Source organism: Natrinema hispanicum, assembly GCF_004217335.1.
Taxonomy (GTDB): Archaea; Halobacteriota; Halobacteria; order Halobacteriales; family Natrialbaceae; genus Natrinema; species Natrinema hispanicum.
Map to the genome: position 1 here is coordinate 257,430 of NZ_SHMP01000004.1, position 24,198 is coordinate 281,627.

At 57.0% G+C, this 24,198-nt stretch carries 22 protein-coding genes and 1 tRNA gene; 13 read left to right on the plus strand and 10 right to left on the minus strand.

Annotated features, from left to right (window positions below):
- Positions 1–37 precede the first annotated feature (37 nt).
- The 4 genes from BDK88_RS08245 to BDK88_RS21125 all read left to right on the plus strand — a co-directional run bounded on the left by BDK88_RS08245 (position 38) and on the right by BDK88_RS21125 (position 4,817).
- A complete protein-coding gene (locus tag BDK88_RS08245; RefSeq protein WP_242611630.1) occupies positions 38–703 on the plus strand; it encodes a hypothetical protein in 666 nt (221 codons plus the stop codon).
- The gene (locus BDK88_RS08250; protein WP_130500023.1) at positions 703–2,346 is read left to right on the plus strand and encodes an ATP-binding protein; all 1,644 of its coding nucleotides are present in this window, start codon (positions 703–705) and stop codon (positions 2,344–2,346) included. Before BDK88_RS08245 ends, BDK88_RS08250 begins: the two co-directional genes overlap by 1 nt.
- Positions 2,347–2,638: 292 nt before the next feature.
- Positions 2,639–2,950 carry a hypothetical protein gene (locus BDK88_RS08255; protein WP_130500024.1) on the plus strand — a complete coding sequence of 104 codons (312 nt, stop codon included), beginning with the start codon at positions 2,639–2,641 and terminating at the stop codon, positions 2,948–2,950.
- A gap of 1,708 nt (positions 2,951–4,658) precedes the next feature.
- On the plus strand, positions 4,659–4,817 hold the full coding sequence (locus BDK88_RS21125) for a DUF7837 family putative zinc-binding protein (protein WP_165396931.1): 159 nt from the start codon (positions 4,659–4,661) through the stop codon (positions 4,815–4,817).
- Between the two features lie 99 nt (positions 4,818–4,916).
- Here the strand turns inward: BDK88_RS21125 and BDK88_RS08260 are convergent, their stop codons facing one another.
- Positions 4,917–5,372: a TRAM domain-containing protein gene (locus tag BDK88_RS08260; protein WP_130500025.1), complete on the minus strand. Its 456-nt coding sequence runs from the start codon at positions 5,370–5,372 to the stop codon at positions 4,917–4,919.
- Positions 5,373–5,620: 248 nt separating this feature from the next.
- Between BDK88_RS08260 and BDK88_RS08265 the strand changes: the two genes are divergently transcribed.
- The 3 genes from BDK88_RS08265 to BDK88_RS08275 all read left to right on the plus strand — a co-directional run bounded on the left by BDK88_RS08265 (position 5,621) and on the right by BDK88_RS08275 (position 8,803).
- Positions 5,621–6,361, plus strand: a complete 741-nt coding sequence (locus tag BDK88_RS08265) for a recombinase family protein (RefSeq protein ID WP_130500026.1) — start codon at positions 5,621–5,623, stop codon at positions 6,359–6,361.
- Between the two features lie 544 nt (positions 6,362–6,905).
- Positions 6,906–8,258: a Cdc6/Cdc18 family protein gene (locus tag BDK88_RS08270; RefSeq protein ID WP_130500027.1), complete on the plus strand. Its 1,353-nt coding sequence runs from the start codon at positions 6,906–6,908 to the stop codon at positions 8,256–8,258.
- Between the two features lie 296 nt (positions 8,259–8,554).
- Positions 8,555–8,803, plus strand: a complete 249-nt coding sequence (locus tag BDK88_RS08275; RefSeq protein WP_130500028.1) for a hypothetical protein — start codon at positions 8,555–8,557, stop codon at positions 8,801–8,803.
- 88 nt (positions 8,804–8,891) lie between these two features.
- On the opposite strand, the gene BDK88_RS08280 is transcribed toward BDK88_RS08275, so the two are convergent.
- Positions 8,892–11,165, minus strand: a complete 2,274-nt coding sequence (locus tag BDK88_RS08280) for a phospholipase D-like domain-containing protein (RefSeq protein ID WP_130500029.1) — start codon at positions 11,163–11,165, stop codon at positions 8,892–8,894.
- 291 nt (positions 11,166–11,456) lie between these two features.
- Between BDK88_RS08280 and BDK88_RS08285 the strand changes: the two genes are divergently transcribed.
- Positions 11,457–12,836: a site-specific integrase gene (locus BDK88_RS08285; RefSeq protein WP_165396932.1), complete on the plus strand. Its 1,380-nt coding sequence runs from the start codon at positions 11,457–11,459 to the stop codon at positions 12,834–12,836.
- Between the two features lie 21 nt (positions 12,837–12,857).
- Here BDK88_RS08285 and BDK88_RS08290 read toward each other — a convergent pair whose 3' ends face one another.
- The 3 genes from BDK88_RS08290 to BDK88_RS08300 form a co-directional block, all read right to left on the minus strand.
- Positions 12,858–13,985 (minus strand): tyrosine-type recombinase/integrase, encoded by a 1,128-nt coding sequence (locus BDK88_RS08290; protein ID WP_130500030.1) that lies wholly within the window; start codon positions 13,983–13,985, stop codon positions 12,858–12,860.
- A 219-nt stretch (positions 13,986–14,204) separates the two neighbouring features.
- Positions 14,205–14,279: transfer RNA gene (locus BDK88_RS08295), tRNA-Glu, on the minus strand.
- Between the two features lie 115 nt (positions 14,280–14,394).
- Positions 14,395–15,591, minus strand: coding sequence for a helix-turn-helix transcriptional regulator (locus BDK88_RS08300; RefSeq protein ID WP_130500031.1), 1,197 nt, complete (start codon positions 15,589–15,591; stop codon positions 14,395–14,397).
- 176 nt (positions 15,592–15,767) lie between these two features.
- Between BDK88_RS08300 and BDK88_RS08305 the strand changes: the two genes are divergently transcribed.
- Complete coding sequence (locus tag BDK88_RS08305) at positions 15,768–16,346, plus strand: MBL fold metallo-hydrolase (RefSeq protein WP_130500032.1); 579 nt, start codon at positions 15,768–15,770, stop codon at positions 16,344–16,346.
- 32 nt (positions 16,347–16,378) lie between these two features.
- Here the strand turns inward: BDK88_RS08305 and BDK88_RS08310 are convergent, their stop codons facing one another.
- The 3 genes from BDK88_RS08310 to BDK88_RS08320 all read right to left on the minus strand — a co-directional run bounded on the left by BDK88_RS08310 (position 16,379) and on the right by BDK88_RS08320 (position 18,674).
- On the minus strand, positions 16,379–17,209 hold the full coding sequence (locus tag BDK88_RS08310; RefSeq protein WP_130500033.1) for an ATPase: 831 nt from the start codon (positions 17,207–17,209) through the stop codon (positions 16,379–16,381).
- A complete protein-coding gene (locus BDK88_RS08315; protein WP_130500034.1) occupies positions 17,206–17,472 on the minus strand; it encodes a DUF5827 family protein in 267 nt (88 codons plus the stop codon). Before BDK88_RS08315 ends, BDK88_RS08310 begins: the two co-directional genes overlap by 4 nt.
- Positions 17,473–17,546: 74 nt before the next feature.
- The gene (locus BDK88_RS08320) at positions 17,547–18,674 is read right to left on the minus strand and encodes an RNA ligase (protein WP_130500605.1); all 1,128 of its coding nucleotides are present in this window, start codon (positions 18,672–18,674) and stop codon (positions 17,547–17,549) included.
- Between the two features lie 109 nt (positions 18,675–18,783).
- Here BDK88_RS08320 and BDK88_RS08325 point away from each other — a divergent pair, with 109 nt between their 5' ends.
- Entirely contained in the window at positions 18,784–19,470 is a 687-nt protein-coding gene (locus BDK88_RS08325) for an RNA ligase partner protein (RefSeq protein ID WP_130500035.1), read from the plus strand.
- Positions 19,471–19,482: 12 nt separating this feature from the next.
- Here BDK88_RS08325 and BDK88_RS08330 read toward each other — a convergent pair whose 3' ends face one another.
- Complete coding sequence (locus BDK88_RS08330) at positions 19,483–20,355, minus strand: UbiA family prenyltransferase (RefSeq protein WP_130500036.1); 873 nt, start codon at positions 20,353–20,355, stop codon at positions 19,483–19,485.
- 225 nt (positions 20,356–20,580) lie between these two features.
- Between BDK88_RS08330 and sucC the strand changes: the two genes are divergently transcribed.
- The 3 genes from sucC (at position 20,581) to BDK88_RS21130 (ending at position 22,923) form a co-directional block, all read left to right on the plus strand.
- Entirely contained in the window at positions 20,581–21,729 is a 1,149-nt protein-coding gene (sucC, locus tag BDK88_RS08335; RefSeq protein ID WP_092931707.1) for an ADP-forming succinate--CoA ligase subunit beta, read from the plus strand.
- On the plus strand, positions 21,729–22,601 hold the full coding sequence (gene sucD / locus BDK88_RS08340; RefSeq protein ID WP_008012457.1) for a succinate--CoA ligase subunit alpha: 873 nt from the start codon (positions 21,729–21,731) through the stop codon (positions 22,599–22,601). Before sucC ends, sucD begins: the two co-directional genes overlap by 1 nt.
- Positions 22,602–22,770: 169 nt before the next feature.
- Positions 22,771–22,923: a hypothetical protein gene (locus tag BDK88_RS21130; RefSeq protein WP_165396933.1), complete on the plus strand. Its 153-nt coding sequence runs from the start codon at positions 22,771–22,773 to the stop codon at positions 22,921–22,923.
- A gap of 46 nt (positions 22,924–22,969) precedes the next feature.
- On the opposite strand, the gene BDK88_RS08345 is transcribed toward BDK88_RS21130, so the two are convergent.
- Positions 22,970–23,968, minus strand: a complete 999-nt coding sequence (locus BDK88_RS08345) for a midas domain-containing protein (RefSeq protein ID WP_130500037.1) — start codon at positions 23,966–23,968, stop codon at positions 22,970–22,972.
- Positions 23,969–24,198 lie beyond the last annotated feature (230 nt).

Here is a 24,198-nt window from a genome sequence, read left to right on the forward strand (position 1 = left end):
CTGAGCAAGGAACACGCAGTAACATCAATCGAAACCTATGACGAACACATCAGCACCTAGTGACTCGCCGGATATCGATTCGTGTGTCCGGATCGGGAGTATCGTGTCCTCAAACAGCCACCTGGATTACGTCGCAGAGGTGTACAAGGAACGGGACTGCGACCGACCCCCAGAACTGCATGAACGCGAGTTCGGGCAACCAGTCTTCATCAAGAAGACTGTTGACGGGACTGAACACGCGATCATCGGCGTGATTTACGACACGCAATTAGTGGACCCAGATCAGGGGCGGACCGGGCCACGGTTAGCTCAGGACGATCAGGCGCAGTTCACGCCAGGATACATCGAGGAGCGAACGACGCTCGTCGGGATCGCGCTGCTCGGGACTGCGGTCGTAACTGACGAGCGGGCGATCACGGATCCAAGTCATCAAATGCCGCGATGGACGATGGAAGTTGACGATACGGTGTATCACTGTCCGGATCAGTTCACCGAAACGTTCCACCGTATTGACGGGCAGATACAGTTGGCGTATATGGATCGGTTAGTGGATATTGCGGGTGATCTCGGTGCAGAAGTCGTCGTGACGCTGATCGACCGATTACGAGGGATGCTTCCTGAAGACGATTCGAACCAGCGCGTGTTAGATGTCGTTGAGCAGAACGTGCAGTGGCAGGCACGCGAACAGCGAGGGGTAGTCTAATGACGGGACGAACGGATGTCATCGGGACGGTCGCCGGTCCTGGAGATGGACCAAATGAGTTCGTCTTCGTCGCGCCAGCGGACAGGACGATCAAGACGGGAGAATTCATCACGTACTCGGTTCCGGTCGAAGACGAAACCCGATCGGTGTTTGCCCGTGTGACGAACCGCGAGCTAATCAGAGGACTCCCGGAAGGATTCCTCGCTGACCCCGAAGTTGCGCCAGACACGGTCGCGGCGACACTCGGTGTCCCAACCGACGACACAGAACTGTATCGGTTGACAGCGACGGTCATCGGGTACTACGATACGAACATGACGGCGTTCGCCAACCCGCGGCAACTCCCCGACCCGGGAACGCAGCTGTCCATCGCACCGGACCCCCAGCTCGAAACAGTGCTTCCCAACCTCGGCTGTAAAACCGACCGCGTCGACGTGACCGAGTTAGATGGCGTTGCGCACATTGGCTGGCTACTGAACCGTGCGGAGGAAGCGACGAACATTCATCTCCCAATCGAGGAGTTCGTCTCGACGCACTTGGCGATCCTCGCAGAGACTGGGAGCGGGAAATCCTACACCGCGTCCGTCCTGATCGAGGAGATGATGCGACCCAGTTCCCGCGCCTCACTACTGGTGTTCGACCCACACGGCGAATACGGTACGCTAGGCGAAATGCAGGGTCACGAGGCGTTCCAGGGAGACGACGGGTACCAACCGGACATCGTATATTACAATCCGGATCGGCTCCGCGTCCGGATTTCCGAGTTAGAACTCGGGGACGTCATGGCGATCTTGGATAACCCGAGTAACCGGATGCAGGAACGGCTCTCGACAGCATGGCGCTCGATGCAGAACGAAGAGAGCCAAACTTGGGGGATCGATGACCTCATCCACGAGATGGAGCAGATTTACGGTGCGGATGACTCTAGCGTCGGCGCGTTAGAATGGCGGCTTCGCCGCTCGATCCAGCGGAACGACCTGTTCCATCCCGAAGAGAACGTTCCGCTCGACCAAATCGTCGATCCCGGTCAGTGTACGGTTCTCCAGATGGACACGCTGGACAAACGAGATCAGCAACTCATCACGACCGTTCTCGTCCGCCGACTATACCGGGAGCGCCTCAACGACGTGCGCGGACGCAGCTCTGATGTCGATCACCCGGTCTTCGCGTTGTTCGAAGAGGGGCATCGGTACGCTCCTGCATCAGGTGATGCCCCGTCGCTCGGCATTATGCGGACGATCGCGTCTGAAGGCCGGAAGTTCGGGTTCGGTCTCGGGATCATCAGTCAACGCCCGTCGAAGATTGACCCGGACGTGCTGTCACAGTGCGGGACACAGATTTCAATGAAAATTCGGAATCCGAATGATCAAGATGCAATCAAGAAGTCTGTGGAGGCGGCTGGCGAAGACGTCACCCGAGAACTACCTGGTCTGACGCCCGGACAAGCAATCGTCTCCGGCGACGCGATGAACACGCCAGCACTCATCCAAGTGAGATCCCGACTCACAGAGCACGGTGCCGAGAGTCGCCCGGTCATCGACGACTGGCATGAAGCGTATGAGAAGAAACAGCGTGAGCCGTCCCAGTCCGAAGCGGCTGATTTCGGTGGTGGCGATTCGACTGGCGTGCAGAGTCTCGACTAATCCCGCCTATCCAGCCTACAGGACTCGGGTAGGTCTGTTTCTATAGAGGGATCGTCTCTGGATTTCGAAGAAATCATTGCTAGCTATGCGTGCCTCGGCCGTCGCGCGCGGCAAACTGGTTGTTCTCACCCCGATACAATCTTTCAATTGCTATGATGGGCGATATGGTCGTGCTGTCAGTCGGAGGGTCGTACTGTGAGTGTGGATTCCGGCTTCTAACGGCCTGATGAGTTAGAAATAGCGGGAAATCGGGACAAGGTTTTAAATTCAACTGGCGGTTGTACCGGTTTGCATGCAGCGCGTCATCGACCGGAAGTTGTACGATACAGACCAAGCCAAACAGATTGCTCGATACGCTCCGCTCACAGATAAGGGCGATTTCAACTACTTGATCGAGACCTTGTACAAGACCTCTGACGGGGAATACTTCCTCCATGGAGATGGTGGTGCAGCAACGAAATGGGCGGAAAAGATCAGCAACAAGCGTATGCCCAGCGAAGAAATCCAGCTGTTGACTGACGAAGAAGCCCTGAACTGGTGTGAAGAGCGAGCAGTAGACGGTGAAATTGTCGTCGAGGAATTCGGCCACTTAGTCGAAACATAATTTCAACAACCCCCTCGGAATCCACCACTCGGAAGGTGGGCAGCACACTGCGGATCATTCCCGCAGCGAGGTCTCATGACAACAGGTGGCAACAACCTCCACCGATGCGGCGTAAGCCGTGATGCGGTCATATATCGCTCGGACAAGACACCAACTACCATCACGATCGGTGGAAAAGAGGAGTCACTGACACATCTTCCCAGATTTCTTATCACAGAAAACCGACATATTTTGCCCTATCAATTCTATTTTCCTGACAGAATCCGACATTATTGAAGCAAGATTCCGCAGGATATTCGCAAAGAGTGGCCCCAATATTCTCGTATATATTATGATAGTTAATCGGAGAGAAGGGTGTTTGGGTGCGAACTCTGCTGACACAATTGGGCGAAGAAGGCCGGATTAAATCGCCTTCACCAGCACATTTGTCCCAGCTATAAGCGAGAAGGATGTAGTGCTGAACTTCTGCACAATACTGCGGAGTCAAAACGATTTCAGCCCTGGTCTTCGCCACAATTATCTCATTTTGAACATTTCGATCAACCCCTTCGAGCGTACCATCAGAATGTTCCTCTGCCCGTCACCTTAGATTACTAATTAATTTTCCCCGACTACAATCTGAGGCACTTCCCACACTTCATTGTATATTTCAATTGGTGGGTATGGGCAATGGGTTTTGGAAGTCACATTGCATATATACATTAGAACTTCAGGCTAGTTCCGTAGTGCGGTTATTCATACACCATTGCAAAAATCAATTACCACACTTCGGACTAAACCATCACTTCTTTGATTGATCCGAAATCGATCCAATTGCAGTCCTCGTCCAGTGCAGATTTGAGAGAATAACCAGTGCCGGGTTTCAAAGAGAACATCACAAATTTACATTGGTCTTGAATCGTAACGTTGGTTGCGATTTTGGATAGGGCATTGTACATTTCAATTGGCGCTCTCACGGAGTTCCAAAGGGGGTAATTGAGACGGTGAAGAATTTGGCGCACATAGCGTGAAAAGAACGGATAGGACCACTGTCCCGTCGCGTGGTTTTCAATGGACCATTTCAATTTTCAATAGAAATTAACGCGGATCGTCGAATCAGCGCTTGAGTCGGGTTTCCGTCTCCGTGTTTCTAAGGGCTTTAGGCACACGGAGATTGTTTCTAACTCTTTCATTTTTATTTCTCCGTGTGCTATACCCCCGCCGAATTTCCGCAAATGGGCTTTGATGTATAGAGACGGGGGAGATTTACTCCCCGGAACGTCTGAACCTTTGCGGCAGGTGGGCCGCCCACATTCATGCGCCATGTGGGGTGGGGCTTGCTGGGTCCTATCAGATTGAGAAGATAGACGAGAGTGTAACGACTCCCTTGGGTCGGGGAGTCGCTGGGGGCAGGGTCTCTTACAGCTGGGTGGGACACCTGTTACTGGGGGTCAGCAGTTGGGCGTTGCCCAAGCCACAAGTGCGCGGCAGAACGGCCGCGCTTTGTGTGTCTGATTTTTGACTATAGGAGAGAACACAGTCCCCGTCTCTCAGGTTCGCCGGGGATACAGGAGTCCCTATGCTCGCAGGGATCACATAGGGAAGGGCTGTTCTCAAAGTTTCCACTTTCACTGTGGCTGGCTCACCTTTTTCACTCAAAACGTTAAACACATTGCTTGAGCCGTGGATTCCCCTGTCACACGCTCCATGGCTCCACACTCGTTCCCCTATGACTGTCGAAAACCAGGCGCTCGGAAACTGCCCGTTCTGCAACGCTAGAGTCCCGAAACACCAAGCGATCATCAAGTTCGAGACGAACGGCGAGCAACGCGTCTTCGCAGAATGCCCTGAATGCGGCGAAGTCGTCGATCCAGACAGCGCCGGTTGACGGTCAGATATTGCTGAGAAGAAGACTGACAGCACACGTTAATTACGGCATCTCTGAACCGTGAAACGGTCATTCTCCCAGTGAGCTGTCTTGGAACAGCTACTCGTAGTAGTCTTTGCGTTCAATGACTTCGGCGAAGCCGACGTTCTTACTGACGTCCATGATTTCGATTCGCACCCGTTCGTTTGGCTCGGTATCAGGCACGATAACAACGTAACCTCGTTCAACGCGAGTGATGCCATCTCCTTGATCACCAAGGCTTTCAATATCTACGGTGCGCTGCTCTCCTTTCTCAACAGGAGGTTCTCGGTTCGTTTGCTCGTAATTCTGGGAGTGGTCATCTGAGTGTTTGGCTGTTGAATTAGGTTGGTCCTCGTTTTGAGTTTGAGCTTCGCGTTTCGGTGACGCAGTCTGAACCACCGCTGTACGATAGGTCTGGTCTGGTTGTAACTGGCCTTTGGATACCTCACGGGCGGGTACTTCAATGATGTAGCTATCGTCCGTTTCCTCTAGTTCCGTAGTGAATAGGCATAGTAAGTTATCTGGAACGTCCATCAGAAACTGCCCTGTCTGTAAAAGCTGTTCAAGAACATCTTGGTTCTACCGGTGATGGAATGATATGCGATCGCTCTGGCCTGGTGTTTAGTGCAGTAGCTCTGTTTCTTGACGATAATAAGGAGACTGTGGAGCGGTTGGAGATTACGTACCCGGAAGAGAGATGTGACTGGGTCGAAAAACACTAGTTTCCCTTACCGTCAAGGAAACATCCTTACTTTATATGTACGAATCAGACAAGGTTAGGTATGGGAGAAACACCAGACTGTCGGAACGTCGCTGCGTATGTGCGCGTTAGCACAGCCGATCAAGATGCCGAGAGACAACGCGACTCAATTGCATCGAAGTACGAAGAGGACAACATTACGTGGTTCGTCGACGTCGAGTCAGGTGCATCTCTCGCCCGGGATCAGTATAACGATCTTCGAGATGGACTCGACGAATACGACGTAGTAGTTTCAACAGAGATCGATAGGCTCGGCCGATCATTCAGCGAGCTCGCGTCTTTTGTTGAGGAACTCCGTGATCGAGGGATCGGTCTAGATTTAGTGGAACAGCCAGTTGACACGACAGGGAAAGAAGATTGGATGGGCGATCTAATGCTGAACATCCTAATCACGTTCGCAGACGCAGAGAGGAGGATGATCAAAGACCGCGTTCAGCAAGGCATCGACAAAGCCCGCCGCGACGGAAAGCGCGTGGGCCGTCCGCCGTTTGGCTACGACGTTGAGGACGGGTTCATGTACCAAGTTCCAGATGAGTACGCCCGAGCACAGAACTTCATCAGGGAAGTGAAGAAGGGTCGGTCGAAGCGAGCGACTGCAGAATTCTTCGAAGTCCCCGAGAGTGCTATTCAGTCGATCTTGAAGCGTAGTGAGCAGAACTACGAAATCGCGTTCGATAACGACGAGTGGCGGATCGAGCGAGCAAAGGTTGAGGCTGGGGAGAAAAATCTAGAACCGCTGGAAAGGGGAAGTAACGATTTTTGACTGGACTCTGTGGGAATGATCTGGACCTCACCCACACTGTATTCGAAATGAAATCTGTTATAGAACGTCTAGATAATCAACCCTCACACACCGTTTTCGAAATGAAATCTGTTATAGAACGTCTAGATAATCAACCCTCACACACCGTTTTCGAAATGAAATTAGGCCGTCAAACACAGATTCGGGTTCTCATACGCGATGCTGCTAATAAATCTTGATTCTATATGTCTCTTCTTCGAGTTCATTTCGATCACGATAGCTTACTCAGCCAGTTTCACCACATAATCCGCTCTCAGACTGAAGACGGGACAGTCTCCGTCTTTAATTTCTATGATTTCATTTCGATTGCGGTGTGAGGGTTATTCGCCTCTGGAGCATCCCCCTCTACCTAATTTCATTTCGATCACGGTGTCCTCATCTCGATACTACTCCTATTATTTCGATTCCGATAGCACCCTGAGTCATTTCGATCATGGGGTCTTCATTTCGACTACACCCCCTTCATTTCGAAAAAGGTATTGCAACTTAGTGTCCATCACCGATAATGAACCACAACCCATCCGACATGCAGGGAGATGGGGGCAAAGATATCGCAGATCAGCCTTCTGAGTCATCTATCGTCGATAGCATCCTTGATGGCGAACGAAAAACGGTCTTCGAGAATAAACAACTCGTTGACTCGAACACGATCGTCGATCATAACCGAATCTATGGCCGTGATAAACAACTGGCAGCTGAGGCCCGGGCGTTTCGTGACACCCTCGACGGCGAACGTCCCCCAGATCTCTTACTCTACGGGCCAAGTGGTACTGGAAAAACACTCACGGTGAAAGCGGTCGCTGAGAAAGTAAAAGAACGCGCCACTCAGAACAAGATTGACTTCGACTTTATCGCGGTCAATTTCAAAACGATGGAGTCCCACTCGCTAGACCGCGCTGTCTGGAAACTCGGAAATCAAACCGCTAAAAAAGCCGGAGTCTCCTGGGATATCCCTCGGAAAGGTGTCTCCACCGATGCAAAATACGTCCGCCTCTACGAAATTGTTGACCGGCATTTCGATGCTCTTGTATTCATACTCGACGAAATTGACACTCTTACCGGTCGCGCTAGTGATGACGAGCCTGCGTATTCCCGGTTACTCTACAGCTTGAGCCGAGTTATGGCCGAGCAGCATGTCGATACCCTCGTCTCAACGGTCGTGATCACGAACCACCCCAAATTCCGCGAGAATCTCGATAGCCGCACCGATAGTTCGTACAATCCGACTGGTATTCCTTTCTCCGATTATGATGCTAACGAACTCATCGAAATCCTCAACCGCCGACGCGACGCCTTCAAAGACGGTGCTCTCGATGACGGCGTCATCGAACTCGTTGCTGCATACGGGGCGAAAAACGAGGGTGACGCACGTCGAGCAATCGACTTACTTCGTGATGCAGGAGAGTTAGCAAACAGGAACGGAGAGACAGTTGTCACAGAGCGGCATGTACACGCAGCCAATGACTCAGTCGTCAAAAACCGGGTGTTAGAAATTGTGGGTGGAATGTCTCTCCAGAAGAAGCTCTCGCTTTATGCTGCGGCCGTTGTCGCAGATGTGAATAATGGCTCAGCACCGAGTCCAGCAATTTACACGTTGTATCAGGAGATCTGCCAACGCACCGACCGAGATGTCTATACACAAGAAACGGTCAACAGCCACATCAACAAAGCAGGAACGTATGGTGTACTCGAAAGCGAGCGAACGAGTGGTGGCTTCAAAAGCGGTGTTCACCTCATGTTCACGTTCACAGAACCAGTCGACGCTGTAATTGAGACACTCGAAGAAGACGATACGTTCGACGAGATCGAGCTATCCACCGCTCGCTCAATTGCGCGACAATCTATCCGCAGCACTTGACATCTCTCAGAGTAAGACGTGAAAATCTTGGTGAGTACAGGTGAGATATCATAGAACGGTTGGTACGTCCGATCTCGACTCTCCAAAATCGCTCAATACAGACAAGGGCGTTACCGGAGCAGTTCCCCATCTCTCGGATAGGCGTCAGAAACGACCTGCTGAATAGAGAGGATTAGTGCAGCACGACGACTTCGTTTGTTTCACGCCGAAAGTAGTGAACCAGCCGCTCACTGCAAGTACAACTGTATCGGTTCCACACATCAAAATACTATACTCAAACACGAGAATGATTACGTATGGTCGCTGACACGCTGACTGAACTTTCCCAGCGCAACGAGGCTTTCTGGATAGGCCTAGGCTTGCTGTTCGCAGGCGCGCTCGTTTCCTCATTCGCCCAGATTAGCAATCCGCCAGTTGGAGAGGTACTTGGAATACTCGGAGTGACTGTTCTCGCAGTCAGACTCCTTGTAGGCCTCTATGAGATACTCCGAACGTCGGCCAAAGCAGGACGAACGGGATATCAAGAAGGCAAACGAGATAACTGATATAGCACTCCTCTGTACTGGATTCGTCCTCACATCAGATTAACCATGGGTGCTGTGACATCCGAAGTACAGGCTCACTTCTGGAGTGTCAATCCCCGAATAGGCGCGAGAGGAATCCGCTCGACTCGTTTTCGTCAGAACTCACCTTTGCCCCAGCCGACGGTTCGTTATCAGTGCTCGTTTCGGCGGCACCGTTCAACAGTTCGTCGACGGAGTACCCGATCCACTCGGCGAACTCCTCTGGGGCACCGATGTAGACGCTCGTGGAGGACTTCTCGGACATGAACCGTTTCGGGAGCCGCTTCTCGTAGTCGTATACTTCGTATTCTTCGCGGTCGAAGTCGGCAGTGATCGCGTCGGGCTCGGATTCGAACGTGACGCGGCCACCTTGGATGTCGCGCTGCCATTTGAGGCGTCCCGTATCGTACTTTTTCTCTGCTGGTTCGTCGGCTGGGAAGTACTCGGGTTCCTCCCGACCGGCTTCGTCGTAGAACTCGCGGAAGATGCGTCGAACGCCTTCGATGGTGCCGTTCCCGTCGGTCCAGGGTTGCTCGGTGAGCATCCGGCGGGCGACGTAGCTGAAGATCGGGTTTTCCCGTTCTAGTACTTGGGTGAGGTCTTCTTGAGCTTCCCGGAATCCTGGGTCTTCAGGGTTCGATGGGAATGAGACGTCCATACTCAGGATCTTCATCCGGTTCCGGAACTCCGATTTGGGAAGCGCGTCGTTCGTCGTGAAGATGAGGCAGGGTTGGTCGACGCTTGTCGGTGTCCAGTCGCCCCAGTAGTTCCGGATCGGGCTCCAGTTCTGGATCTTGCGCTTCTCTGCGTCGATGATTGCGTACGGGAAGGACGTGTCCCACTCGCGGATGCCACGGATTTCACCGACACCGACATCGTCTGCGTCTACACCGGAGATAACCGTGTTATCGGAAATCAGTCGGAGAATGTACTCGGTGAGTTTGTCCTTCCCGGCGTCGCTTTTCCCTTCGATGTAGAGGTGCTGGAGGACGTTGTCGAGCGTCCGTGATGGTGAGGAGAGTGCTTCGGCGTACTGATTGGCGAATGGGGCCCAGAACCCGTAGAGGAACGCCTCGTACATTTGCGCCATCACCGCGGTTTCCGACTGCGTGTAACCGTGGTTCTCGACAGTTTCGATGTAGTCCTCAATCGTTTCGAGACAATGGTCCAAGACTTCAGGCGTTGGTTCGTCAGTAGCGACCAGAATCATCTCATCATCCTCGCCAATCACCACTTGCTCAGCGTCCGGAAGGACAGACATCGTCGGAATCGCCGTCGATTCCTTGACCTGCTTGTTGTATGCGCTCAATGGTGCAGTGATACTGTGGTCTTCGACGGTCGCACCCCGATCACGGAGGCTGGTCCCGAACTCGTCGGCCGTGTCTTTGTCCACTTTGCTCGTCCCCATCCGAATCTTCTCATCAGGCGCTCTGACCCGTGGTCGGTCGAGTGTGTCTGTCAAACTTGTTTCGTGCTCAGATTCGACGAGCCCAACATCTGGAGACTCGTCACTGTCATCCGTTTCGTCTGAGTCATCCTCGATCGCTGAATCGTTGGGTTCTACGATGGTTCGATCGGCATTTTCGGGTTCTTCGATAAACGCGACCGTCTCGTCAGCCTCTTCAGGATCATCAACGACGGCAGTGACCTGATCTGCGACATCTTTTAGATCCTCTACAGCGTCCTGATTCAGCGCCGCCGTGTCACTCACATCGAGATCTGCCGTCCCGACCCAGTACTCAATCCGGTTCTCCCGCTCTTCTGGTGAGTCGGCTTCTTCAAGCGCTTCAACCAGCCCCTCTAACAGTGTCTGGCTGCTGTAACTTTCCCGATATTCGTCGATGAACCGCTTGAACTCTTTGTCCAGTTCGGTCCCGACATCAGTCGTAAAAACAGATATCTGGTTTGTGTGGTACTCCCATGAGTTCCGTGAGAGGTTTGCGGATCCCTGCACGAGCTTTACCGTGTCGTCCGGCATGACGATACGGTAGATCTTCGAGTGGACGGTCTTCCGGTTCTTCAGCCGAACCGTGAGCCGACCATCCTGTCGCAACTGAACCAGTGAGCGCGCAGTAGAGACGTCGTTGACTTGACCAGCGTAATCGTCGGCGTTTCCGATGAGAACGTCCAGAGATCCGATATTGTACTCGGTCAACATTTTCACCATTAGTTCAGGCGTCTCCGCGTAGGTAACTGCGTCAACGTGATGAGCACCCTCGAACAGATCGAGAAAATCACCGCGCTCCTTCACCATCGCCAGCCGGTACTTTGCCGATCCCGACCCATAGAACTCCGGCATATCAGCGAACCTGTCGAACGAGATGTTCGCCGTAAGTTCATCCATACAGTAAATTACAACTAGTTGGCAATAAATCCGTCCAAGGAGATTAGCTGCTTTTCTCTACTTGACCAGCCATTGGTGTGTTCCTGTGCAATCCAGAAAGGCTCGCAACTCTCATTATGTGTGTGAGATCGGACGTAAGTACGCACAAGACCGTGTACCCACGTACGTACCTGGATGTGTACCTGTCCTTGGATCTAAATTCTCTATCTGAAGTATATTGAAATATGTATATACAACCCTCTCAAGGACGAGGGTTTTTAACTAAATGGTTAATATCCTGTTTCGTATCAAATGACGAGTTCAAAACTACCTGCTGCCATCACGGAAGAGTTGCAAGAAGAACTCGGTGATGCAGCAGAAGATGTTCAACAAAAGTACGAGGAACTCCACACGTGGATGATCAATGAGGGAAAGAATCCAAGGCGAGAAATCGGACTCAACGAATCGACGGCAAAGAACTATCTTAACCGTCTTGATCAGCTCCATCGATTCTCAATCACGTATTTCGACCCGGACGATCCTACGAAAATCGAGGACGAGCATGCCGACGAGCTCCTGTTGATGATTGATCGAGCAGAGATCACGAAACAACGAGGGAAGAACAAAGGCGAGGAGTACGGTGAATCGACGAAGAGGAAATTTGCCGACACTCTGGAGTGCTATTTCAGATGGCAGTATTACGAAGGAACGATGGACTACGAGTGGGAACCAAAAATCAACTTCAGTGACGAGAAAGGTGAATCCGCGTACCGATTCACCTACCGCGAACTGGGACTATTGTTTGAGGAAGCAGAGTCCTATGGCGCACTCCCATCGTACTACGATACACCTGTTGACGAACGGGAGAAAATAGATGGCCTCGTTGCACAGCGGCTTGGAATCCCGAAAGAAGACGTGACGCGAAACGATTGGTTGCATGCTGATTGGAGTGGGAAAGTCCACTCCATGGTGACCGTTGGGTTCGATGCTGGACTCGCACCGATCGAAATCGGAAACGCCGAAATGCATTGGTACGACCCGAAATCGAACACGCTCAAAATCCCAACTGAGTACGCCTGCAAAGAACGCGAAAAAGAAGAGGTAGGCCTGTCAGACAGGTCTGGAGATGTGCTAAGTGAGTGGTTTCAGGAGCGACGTCACCTCAAAAAGTACGATGGGAGCAACAAAATCTGGCTCAACAGGGAGGGAAACCCCTACCAATCAGGGAGCCTCTGTAACCTCCTGCGCAATCTATGCGAAGAGGCAGGGATCAAAACAGATAATCGGAAGATCGTCTGGTACAGTCTCCGCCAGACGATGGGTCGGAACATGACTTCTGAGGGCGAACTGTCCGAAGCCAACGATCAACTGCGACACGAACGATTCGAGACGACACAAGAGTCGTATAACCAGACCCCAGTCGAAAAGCTTCAACTCCGTCTGAACGAAACCCAGCGAAAAGCACAGAAGGCAGCAGCAGATCCAGAATACAACCCCTTCGCAGAAGAGGCAGACGCGACGTCGTCAACAGCCACTACGAACACTCAACCAGCACAGGAGACAAACGAGACAACTGCGGCGGTCTCCAAGACGCATGGCGGTGGCCTCCACATCGATGCGGTGATTCCGGATACGACTGAAGCCCGTGTCGATATCACGAGGCAAATCCTTCAAGACGGGACAGAGGAGTAACGCTGCCCCACTACACTGGAACTACCCCATTCGATCTAACGCGTTCTTCCGGTCTTCGATCGGTGCTTGATCGTACTTCATCGTCGTTTCTGGCGACTTATGACGGAGTTGAGTCTGGGCAGCCGCGAGTCCTTCCTCACGCGCCATATACGTTCCTGTCGAATGCCTGATAGCATACCAACTCATTTGCCGATTCTCTGTGGAGATCCCTGCGATCTCACAGAGCCGGTGAAGCAAATTCCGGAGTGACGAGGTCTGGTACGGGTTGCTTCTTCTCGTCAACCAAAGCGCGTCGGTGTCATCGTACTTTTCGATCGTTGCTCGTTGTGTCAACCAGCGATCCAGCATCTCGACAGTCTGGGTCTGGAGACTAACGATCCAGTGCTCTGTATTCTTCGAGGACTCTTCTTTCGGGATTCGAAGGACACCGTTGTCGACGTCAACCCACGACGTTCGTGCGCGTTCAACTTCGATCGGGCGTAGACCACCATCAAGGCTCGCGGCGACAAGGCTCGGTGTCTTCCATTTGTTCGCGCGGTCCCAGTCCGCTTCCGTCACTTCTGTTTTCGGCTTCTCGAAACGTTGTGCCAGGTACGCAACCCACTGGTCTCGTTCGTCACCGTGGACGCTATCACGACTAGGGACACTTCCATACTCCAGTGACGCGTCACGGATGGCAGTCCGCTCTTCGCGCGTTAAGTAATCCCGTGGCGTCGTTGATTGGTTTTTGCGGGAGAACGTAATCTCTGGCTCCCACTTGTCTGCTCCGCGTTGATGATGTCGCCACTTGTAGAGCATCATCAAGGCCTTCCGACACGAGTTCTTGTGCGCGTTTGACTTCTGTTGGCCAGCTAAGTGGCGCAAGTAATTGTCAGCGTGGTCGTGAGTGAGGCTCGTAGTGTACCCGCCTTCCTGCTCCCAAACCCAGCGGTAGAACTGGTCCATTCGGAACGCGCGATTGCTGACGGTTGTTTTTGCGTACCCATCAGCTGTCTTCGGATCTATACCGAATGTTAACAGCCAATCAAGGCACTGTTCTCGCTCACTCCGATAGTCGAGGAATTGTCTCTCATTTAACAATTCTTCTGTCGGCCCAGGAATGAGCGTGATGTCTTCGAGGGGGTCGATTGCCTGGTCCGCGTCTTTCATTGCCTGACCTCCGTGACGGGAACCCAGACCATTGCCTCTCGATTTCGCCAATCGCAAGACGGCGGTCGATTTTCCCCCTTGAACTTCATTGCCTCACGACGTAGTGGAATCGCAAGACGGCGTCGGGGTCGATGCACCATCTGAACCGCATTGCCCGTGAACATACGTTTACCTGTGGTTAGTTCACGGTGAAAACCACGAGAAGGCGGCGGGGTAGGATGCTCCGACAGGGATTCGAACCCTGGTCATTGCCGTGAGAGGGCAATATGATTGGCCGGACTACACCATCGGAGCGGGCTTCGTCTTCACTCAATCGTAGAGCGGTGTTATGTTTAAGGATTCCGTTTCGATCCTGCAGTGAGAGGAGGTCACACGAGATAACGGATCAGCGATAAGGTATTGTCAGCTGTCACTCCTCGAACGGTGACTTCGTTGCCTCGGGCTCGAAGCCCTCGAGGCTGATGATGTTTTCGCGGCCGACGCGGAGTTTGCTGATGGTGCCCTCGTCTTCCATATCCGAGAGCAGCATGCTGACCTTGGATTTCGACCAGCCGGTTTCCTCGACGATGTTGACCTGTTTCATCCGCCCACCGTTCTCGCGGATGAGTTTGACGACGCGGTCTTCGTCCGTCAGGAGTTCCTCGTCGGCGATCGAGTCGGTTTCCTCGAGGGGTTCGTCGGCCGCGTCGGCGGCAGCTGGTGCGGGCTGTGCTGCGTCGGGTGGTGACTCTCCGGTGGCGGGTTCGCCAGCGCCGGGCCCGTAGCGTCGATACCAGATCACGGCTGCGGCGGCGAGGCCGAGACCGAAGAGGGCTCCGAGGAGAGGCCAACCCGGACCGCCGCCTATAGCTGTAATCAGTCCCGTGTCGGTACTCCCAGGACGGTCAAACACGGCACGGGGACGGCCGTCGATGAATCCCCGTTGACCGCTCCACTGAACGGACTCCGCGTCTTCAATCGAGTCCCCGGCGTACTGCCCGTCGGCAGGTTCGATCGATTGGAACGTGAGATCACCGCCGGGCTCGATGACGATTTCCTGATTCGACTCGAGAAAGACATCGGTGAAGACGTCACCGACGATAATTCGGTCCGCGTCGACGGCTGCGAACCGCTCCCACGTAAAAGACATTTCGACGACACCCATCGTCGTGAATCGCTCTTCGACCTGCGCGGAACGGCGGAAATTCGTCGCTTCCATCTCTCGGCCGGTTTCCCGTTGTCCGGACTCGACCATCAGACGCGACTGGTTGGTAAATCGGTCGTAGAAGTCCGTCTCGTTGGCTCTGAACTCCTCGGCGAAGGCTTCGAAGTTCTCTCTGGCAGCGGTCGCGTTGTCTTCGTTTGCGAACACCTGTTCGTACCGGAAGGTCCACGTCGCGCTGCCGTTTTCGTGAACGATGATCTCGAACGTCGTCTTGTCGAAATCCTGGGCTTCCTGGATGGCGAACTGGCTGCCATCTGGTGGAGTCGCCATCGCCGCGGGGTGTGGCTCCGCGGCTGGCGAAGTGATCGGTCCAGTGTCGGCCACCGCGATCGGTGCGCTGACCCCGGCGACGAGCGTAAGGACGACGAGAACGACGAATCCGACGGAGGCCGACCGATTCATTCGTCTACTCACTACGTGTCGGAGCTAAAAATGCTTGTGAATAGCGAGAGGGGTGGTAGAAACGGTCGATACGAGCAGTATACGTCCGATGAGTGGCGTCTCGCTCACTTGGGGCGGTTCCCGACACTCCGACCTGTGTCGATACCCACAAATCGATCGACTGTGTAGCAGGCCTCATGATCTCGAATCTCGCACAGGGTGTGCAGGCGTTTACCAGCAACGTCTTTCTCGTTACCGGTGACCGGACCGTCCTCGTCGATACGGGCGCGAACTTCGACGTCGTCGAGGCCGTCGCCGATCGCGTCGACGATCTCGAGGCCATCATCCTGACCCACACGCACCGTGACCACGTCGGGAACCTTGCGGCAGTCAAGGAGACGTTCGACGTCGACGTGTGGGGGTATGACACCGCGGTCGACGGCGTCGACCACGCAATCGCGGACGAGGAGACGGTCCAGTTGGGCGATCACGACTACGTCGCACTGCATACCCCAGGCCACAAGAACGACCACCTCTGCTTTTACTCGGAGGAGGCGAGCGTGCTGTTCGCGGGCGATCTCGTCTTCCAGAACGGGAGCTTTGGTCGCACCGACCTCGAGGAGGGCGATCGCCCGACGCTGATCGAGAGCATCGACCGCGTGGTCGAGTGGATCGATCCCGACCTCGAAGAGATGCACACGGGCCACGGGCCGAGCGTGACCAACGACCCCTACAGCCACGTCGAACTCTCGGCGCAGATGGCACGCCAGACGTAGGCGCGTCGCCCGACAGAGAGACTGTCCAGCAGTCAGACCTGTCTGGCGGCGTCGAGCAACGTATCGTACGCGTCCGCGTACGCGCGAGCGATCTGTGTGGGATCGTCCCGCTGTTCTTTGCCAAGGGGCGGTAACCGCACGCGCTCGAGCGGGTCGAGATAGTCGAGGACATCGGGGACGCGCTTCTCGATGGCCCCGTCTCTGGGGCTCGAGTTGGCGATTTCGCAGGCTCGACAGTAGCGATCGCCGTTGTAGACGCGCACGCGACCGGGTTCGACGGCTGCGACGGCGGCGATCTGCGCTGGATCGAGCGACGACAGCGGAAGCGCGATATCGCTGTAGGACTCGACGACGGCGACATCCGTGTCCTCGATCTCGGTCGCCAGCCGGTCGAACGCGGGGACGTACTCCTGTTCGGCAAGGTCGTTGAATTCGGCGACGGTCTCGACGGGAACGGCGTCGGAAAGGGGGAGCGCGTCGGCGACTGCGTCCGGAACCTCGGCGGTTGCGTTGCGGACGAACAACGTATCGTCGGGATCGCGGCCGATTCGGTCGACGACGAACTCTCGATCGGTCCGGCCGAGGAGGCCGCTGCCGCCGCCGGGACTTGGCTGCCAAAGCCGGTGGACTGGGTTGAGCCGCTCTGGCGGTCGGCCGCGGCTGTCGGCCGCCGAGAGCCGCGCCGCGTCTTTGCCGTAGAGTCGCCCGTCGGCGAGCGCGCGCCGACAGTCGTCGTGGTCGAACCAGAAGTCGTTGCCGGCGCGGGGTTTGTAGCCGACCGCGCCGGTGCGCTCGAGCAGGCCGGCCGAAAACGTCGTCTTGCCGGCGTCGACGCGGTCGGCACCGACCACGAGCAGGATCATTCTTTCAGGCCGTAGTAGCCAGGCTCGTCCTCATCACGGGGTTCAGCGACGATGAGGTCGTCGGCGTTGGTCATGATCCACGGGATCGCCCAGTCGAGCAGGATGTCCTCGGTCTCGCGGTCGATATCGGCGTCTGGCTCGAGACCCTGCAGCAGCCGTGCGATCTCGTAGACGGTGTACATCTGGTCGTCCTCGAGCAGTTCCGCCGGCGTGTAGAAGTCACACGGCGGGAGGTTCTCGAACTCGGATTTGGGAACGGGCATACACGTCCGTACCGGCGGCCGGTGCCTAAAGGGTTCGTTCGCGCTCGAGCGAGCGAGTCGATGGAACCGTCATGTCACTCGGTTCGCGTGCCACCCTCGAGATAATGGGCGATGCGGTCCCGACTTGATTCGGCTACCTTGACGAACTCGACGACGCGCTGGCCGTCTTCACGACGATCTGACTCGACCTCGATCGTCATCGACTGGTCGCGCAGGTGGTCGAAGAGGGCGTCGATCGAGTCGGCGTCGCCCCTGACCGTGTGTCGGTGGCCGATCGTCTTGCCGTCGTCGACGTCTCGAATGGCTTCGACCATCGGAATGAGGATCGACTCGCCGAGATCGTGTGCGCGTTCTTGCAGCCGGTCCTCGTCCTCGTCGAACTCGGTGGCCTGAAACGCCTCGCGGAGGAGCCGCGAGAAGATGAAATCCCGACCATGATCGAACGGCAGCGAGAACGCGTAGGCGAGTTCGTCGTGGTGTTGGGCCTCGGTCGTGTATTTGGCCATCGCGTCACCGGCCTCTGATTTCATCACGACGCCCTCTCGCCCCGCCGCGTCGAGTTCATCGATGGCGTCGCGAACCGTCTCGGCGGCGGCTTCTGGCGGTGCCCGTCCGAACAGCCGCGGCTGGTTGAAGTCGTACGTTTCACAGATCGCGCGGCGATCGGCTACGGACAGCGGGTCGCCCGACTCGCGGTCGCGAACGCCGAAAACGCGGAAGTCGTGGGTGTCTACCCCTTCGTAGTCGGTGGTCGTGTAGGGCGTTTCCGGCCCGATGAGTTCGGCACAGAGGGTCTTTTCCGGATGCTCGTCGAAAAACGCCTCGAGCGACAGCAGCTTGCGCGCCCGCGCGGTCGTATACGGGCAGACGTAGCCGCTTCTGGTAAACGCAAGCGGCTCGCCGACGGCCGCGATCCGGACGTTGAACCCGTCGAGTTTCTCCTCGATGGCGACGGTGGCCCCGTCATCGAAGAACGACTGAACCCCCGGTTCGAGCACGAGCAGTCGCGGGATGCTCGGATACCCCCTGATAACGGTCTCGGCGTCCTCGACGATGACGGTCCCGCGCTCGAGACCGTGGCGCGCGTCCGTCAGGACGTGGTAGGTCCGACCGTCGAACGACCGTTGCTCGAAGTGCTCGAAGAGGTCGGCCGGCTCGTCGGTCGTCGCCCCGAGGCGCTCGAGGTACGCGTCGCGGTCCATGTATCGACTCTCGCCGTTCATCGTCAAAAACACCGGGCCGGCCCCGCTCGGCGGCGGCAGCCGTCTGCTTGGGGTGAAGTCTATGTAGCTTACCATACAATCGATACGTATGCCCGGCGATCTCCCGCGTCAGCGGTTCGTCCTCGACACGTCACTGTTTATCACCGAGGAGATCCGCCGCGACGACGAGTCGCTTGAGGCGGCCGTGCTCCGCCTGCTCGGTCTCGTCTCGACCGCACGCCTCGAGCTCAATATCTCCTGTTACGTGCCGCCGTCGATCCACGACGAACTGGGGACGATGTTGCGCGAGCGCGACGTCGACGATGCCGTGTTCTCGCGGCTCGACACCTGGGTCGTCCGCAAGAGTCCCGACCGCTATGGCGTCACGATCCCCGCGAACGTCGTCTACAACTTCATCGACGAGATGAGCGACCGGGTCGACCGCGGCCTGCGGGTCTCGGAAGAGGCCATTCGCGAGGTCGAACAACTCGACCCGGACAAACTCACGCGGGAGGCCGATGACGGCGAACGGGAGGCGTACATGACCGAAGCCGATCGCGTCCTGTCGAATCTACGTGACAAGTATCGCCGCGCGCTCCGACAGGGCGTCCTCGACTCCCGTGAAGACTTCGACCTACTGATCCTCGCGCGCGAACTCGATGCTGGGGTCGTCACGGAGGACCGGGGAATCATCTCGTGGGCCGACGAGTTCGGCCTCCGCTACGTCCGCGGCGGCCAGTTCCCGACGCTGCTCGAGGAGTACCTGCGGGCGACTGGCGTTGCAGACGACGACTAAGCGGGAGCACCGTCACCAGACGAGCCACTCGAGTGCGAGCACGACCGCGGCGAGGAAGACGTGTTCGCCGTCGACGACGAACCCGTAGTACAGCGGCCCGCGGTCGGGGGTCGCAAACGGGATGTATGCGCAAACGTAGGCGTTCATCGCGAGCACGGCGAGAAACCGTCGCGGGATCGTCCCCGTCACCACGAGCGCGACGACCACCGCGGCGACGACGAGGGTCGCACCCAGCGACCAGACGCGCGTCGCGTGCGGGCCGAACTGATTCGGGACCGTCGGAATGTTCTCCTCGCGGTCGCCCTCGATGTCTTTGACGTCGAAGATCACCGCGGCGATGGTGATCATGACCGTCACGTAGGCGAACATGAACAGGACTGAAAGCGACCAGAGCTGATCGTAGTAGTAGCCGACGCCGACCGGGAGCGCACCCCACGCGAGGCCGACGAAGAGGTTCTTGACGAGGAAAACCTGTTTGATACCACCGACGGAGTACAGCAGTGCAACCGCAAGCGGGAGTAACAGATACGCAGCCCCCGAGAGCCCAAGCGCGACGGCAATCGCGATCGCAGCGACATAGAGGACGACTCCAGCCGTCAGCCAGAGGCGACCGTAGCGTTTCGTAAACGCCGCGCGGTCCGGGACGTTCTGTTCGTCTTCCTCGAGGTCAGTAAACCGGTTGACGGTGTAGACGAACATCGTGGCCGCGAAGACGATAAACAGCGGCAGGGCCTCGAGTGGCAGGTTCGCGAGGATGGCAGTGGTGACAACGACGCTGAGCGTCGCCAGCGAGATAAAGAGGTTGCTGTGGACCAGAAACCGGAGCACGGTCGTTATCGACGACACCCATCCCGAGGGTCGATGGGTTGCGGTAGGGTTTGTCACGGGGGAGCCCCAAGTGCGGATAGGGGAAGCCGAACTTTGAATGCTGTGACAGGCCGGCCCATATCAGTGCCACCTCGTTCGTGGACCGGACTGTGTGGATGGCACGCGCAGGCGGTCGTGGATGGTAAATCGTGAACGATCCTCGGGAAGAGCCCCCGAATGCGTGTCAGTAGCGAGCGGAAACTGGCAGGATTTAAGCAAGGGCGGAACGGCCCTTCGAATGGTATGAAATTACACGAGTACCAGGCGAAGCAGGTCTTCGCCGATGCCGGGGTACCGACGCCGGACTCGCAACTCGCGTCCGACGTCGACGGCGTCGTCACCGCGGCCGAGGAGATCGGCTATCCAGTCGCGGTCAAGGCGCAGGTACAGGTTGGTGGTCGAGGGAAAGCCGGCGGGATCAAACTCGTCGAAGACGATGACGAAGCCCGCGAGGCAGCCGAGTCCATTCTCGGAATGGATCTCAAAGGCTACCACGTGGACCGCGTCCTCGTCGAGGAAGCAGTCGACTTCACCGACGAACTCTACGTCGGGATCACGATGGACCGTGGCGAGGGCAAGCCCGTCGCGATGGTCTCGACCAAAGGCGGTGTCAACATCGAGGAGGTCGCCGAGGAAGACCCCGACGCGATCGCCCGCGAACACATCGACCCCGCCTTCGGGATGCATCCCTACCAGGCCCGCAAGGCCGTCTACGATGCCGGTGTCGACCAGTCGGTCGCCCGTGACGTCTCGAGCGTCCTCACCACGCTCTACCAGCTCTGGGACGACAAGGACGGTGCCGACGCCGAGATCAACCCGCTGATGGTCACCTCCGACGACGAGGTCATCGCGGCCGACGCCGTGATGAACATCGACGAGGACGCGCTGTTCCGCCAGCCCGAACTCGCCGAGATGGAAGAGGAAGCCGCCGGCGGCGACGAACTCGAGCAGAAGGCCGACGAGTACGGCTTCGACTACGTCCGACTCGAGGGTAACACGGGGATCATCGGCAACGGTGCCGGCCTCGTGATGACGACGCTGGACCTCGTCGACTACTACGGCGGCGAGCCCGCAAACTTCCTCGACGTCGGTGGCGGTGCGAAAGCCGACCGAATTGCGAACGCACTCGACATGGTCTTCTCCGACGACAACGTCGAGAGCGTCGTCTTCAACATCTTCGGCGGCATCACCCGCGGTGACGAAGTCGCCAAAGGGATCAACGAAGCACTCGAGCAGTTCGACGAGATCCCCAAGCCGGTCGTCGTCCGTCTGGCCGGTACCAACTGGGAGGAAGGTATGGAAATTCTCAACGAGGACCTCGTGACGGTCGAGCAGACCCTCGAGGATGCAGTTCAGCGTGCTGTCGAGTACGCTGAGGAGGTGAGCGAATAATGAGCGTACTAGTCGACGACGACACGCGCGTCGTGGTACAGGGCATCACCGGTGGGGAAGGCAAGTTCCACACCGAACAGATGATGGAGTACGGCACCAACGTCGTTGCCGGTGCGGTCCCCGGCAAGGGCGGCCAGGAAGTCAGCGGCGTGCCGGTTTACGACACGGTCCACGAAGCAGTCGAGGAGGAAAACGCCGACACCTCGGTCATCTTCGTCCCGCCGGCCTTTGCCGGCGACGCGATCTTCGAATCGCTCGACTCCGGGCTCGATCTCGCGGTCGCGATCACGGAAGGCATCCCGACCCAGGACATGGCGCGCGTCAACAAGCGCCTGACCGAGACCGACACGCGACTCATCGGTCCGAACTGTCCCGGCCTCATCACCCCCGGCGAGGCCAAACTCGGCATTCTCCCTGGCAACATCTTCTCGGAGGGGAACGTCGGTCTCGTCTCCCGCTCGGGCACCCTGACCTACCAGGTCGTCGACAACCTGACCAACCGCGGCATCGGGCAGACGACCGCCATCGGCATCGGCGGCGACCCGATCATCGGCACCAACTTCGTCGACGCCCTCGAGCTGTTCGAGAACGACCCCGACACCGACGCGATCGTCATGTGCGGTGAGATCGGTGGCGAAGACGAGGAAGAGGCAGCCGCGTTCATCGACGAACACGTCGACACGCCGGTCGCCGGCTTCATCGCCGGCCGCACCGCGCCGCCGGGCAAGCGCATGGGCCACGCCGGCGCGATCGTCTCCGGCTCCGGTACCGGTACCGCCGAGAGCAAAATCTCGGCGCTCAACGACGCCGGTGTCCCCGTCGGCGACACCCCCGAGGAAGTCGCCGACCACATCGAAGAGTTCCTCGCGTAACAGCGCCGATCCACTCGAGGCGGTCCGTACCCGACGGTTCTGACTGATCGCCTCTCGTTTCTCTCTGTTTGACACCATTCGCATCACGAGCCACGGCGTCTGCTCACAACGACGACCCGTCGCTCGCCCGCAGGGCGATTCATAACTGTGTCAGCCGTCAGTATTGGCTATGCCTGTCTGGCTCGAGTGTGACACCTGCGGCGACGAACAGACGATTCCAGACCGGGACGACGCACCGGGCGGCGGCACGCGCTGTCCCGTGTGTGGCGAGCGACCGTTTACGGTTCGGCGAACGGGACTTGCGTGGCATCCAGATCCATGATCGGCGAGAAAAGAGCGGGCGAATGTCGGGTGTGTGGGCAGGGTAGCTAGAACAGTCCGCCGAGCGTCTCGCGGAGTTTCGAGAGCGGGCCGGCGGAGTCGTCAGATCGCTCCGGGTCGGTTTCGGTCGCCGGGTCGTCGGCATCGGATTCGGACGCGGTATCGTCTTCGGGTTCGGGTCCTGCGTCGTCATCCTCGAGTTCGAGCGCTGTATCATCGTCTGCCTCGGCTTCGACGGGTTCGTCCTCGGCCGTCTCGACGAGTCCATCTTCCTCGTCTTTACCAGCTGTGTCGGACTCGACGCCTTCGTCCTCGACGGGCTCGTCACTCGAGTCGGTATCAACGGGTTCATCCTCGACAATGTCCTCGCTCGAGTTCGGTTTCTGCTCGAGGGTGTCATCGGAACTCGGATCTGACGTCGATGGGGGAGACTCGGGCTGTGTGTTGTCAGTAGCTGTCTCCACAGCATCGGGAGCGGACGCCGTCACAGCGTCGTCGGCGTCGGTCTCACTGTCAGGTATGGGGTCGGCGTCGGTTTCGCTCGAGTCCGGTCGGTCGTCGGTGTCGCTTGTGGCCGACTCGTCAGTCTCGAGAGCGTCGTCGTCCGCATCGATATCGCTGTCGGGCTTGGCTTCTCCCGACTCATCCGCGTCGGGATCGATCCAGAGAAACTCACTGTCGCCGTCTTTCGAGCGACCGGTAAGCAAGAGAGCAGCGAGTTCGTCGTCGTCGGCCAGTAGGTCGTCGTCGACCACCCCGTCGGGTTCGGGGTCGGGTTCGTCCGCACTCGCGATGATGTCGTCCGGGCTCTCGTCAGCGAGGATATCGTCGGTCCCGTCCTCGTCGCCGACGTCGGTCTGAAGCTGGTCGAAGACGTCAGCTGCCGTTTGCTCGTCACCGACGTCGGATTCGTCCCCGTCGGCGGTCTCGGTCTTCGTATCGTCCCCTGACTCGCTATTCGATTCGATCTCCCCGAAGAGGTCCGCGCTCGAGCCCACGTCGAACCCAGAATCGCCCGCCTGTGTGTCTATCGTACTATCTGTCATGCGCTCGCTCTATAGTAGTGGATTATGACGAGTATTTAATTTTTGGAATTTTTCCAGTCCGATCAAATTACATCGATGACGTATTAGTCTACTGGCCGCCAGCGGGGGAGAGCAGGAGCGGAGGTTGACAAACGCCCAGTCAAACGACCTCGCAGCGGTCGATCCAGCGAATCAGCCGTCGTGTGAGCGAGCCGCCGTCGACCGACCGACCCCAGCCGACTGATGATCGG